The sequence below is a fragment of the Psychrobacter sp. APC 3279 genome (assembly GCF_030407795.1).
Classification (GTDB): domain Bacteria; phylum Pseudomonadota; class Gammaproteobacteria; order Pseudomonadales; family Moraxellaceae; genus Psychrobacter.
In genome coordinates this window covers 1-708 of record NZ_JASDCR010000055.1, presented here as the reverse complement: position 1 = coordinate 708, position 708 = coordinate 1, and the positions used below count along the sequence as shown (strand labels likewise).

Sequence of the window (708 nt, the reverse complement as noted above, 5' to 3'; positions counted from 1 at the left end):
GGGGCTGTCCTAGATAACTAGTTCAAACCCTGTTTAACCCATTGTTTTAATTGTAGTAATTGCGACTTTGGGTCACTGTGATTAAAACGCCACTCACATTCCTTTAAATAGAGGTGAAAATGTTCTTTTGGAACTCCGTTAAACTTACGTAGATGCCGTTTAGCTTGGTTCCAAAAGTTCTCTATACCATTAATGTGATTCTTGTCATTAACAAAGGTTTTGGAGTGGTTGATACGATAATGAGTAAACTCACTGACATCTAATGCGTTATAGCTTTTAAATGAGTCAGTATAAACAATGCTATCAGGCTTCACTTTTTCTCTTATGATGGGGATCAAAGTATCTGCTTTAGCATTGGGTATAATACAAGCGTAGACCTTGCCATTACGCTTTAATAGACCAAACACGGGCACTTTGCTACCAGCACCTCGCCCTCGCTTGCCTTTACGAGTTCCACCAAAGTATGATTCGTCTACTTCGATTTCGCCTTCAAATAGACCAGGGTCTTGACTATTCTCGTAAATAAGCAGTCTTAGCCTATGAAAGTAATAACTGGCTGTCGTTTTATTAATACCAATTAGGCTTGCTGCTGTTCTCGCGGTAGAACCGGCAACAAATAACTCGATTAGTCTGCTTTGTTTATACCAACTTAGTTTACTCTTTCTCATAGTGCTATCCTAAATAATTTTACTTATCTAGGACAGCCCC

Annotated in this window: 1 protein-coding gene; it reads right to left on the bottom strand. The window is 39.0% G+C overall.

What is annotated here, in order from left to right:
- Positions 1 to 17 precede the first annotated feature (17 nt).
- The gene (locus tag QL898_RS13785) at positions 18 to 668 is read right to left on the bottom strand and encodes an IS1595-like element ISPssp3 family transposase (RefSeq protein ID WP_007394843.1); all 651 of its coding nucleotides are present in this window, start codon (positions 666 to 668) and stop codon (positions 18 to 20) included.
- Positions 669 to 708 lie beyond the last annotated feature (40 nt).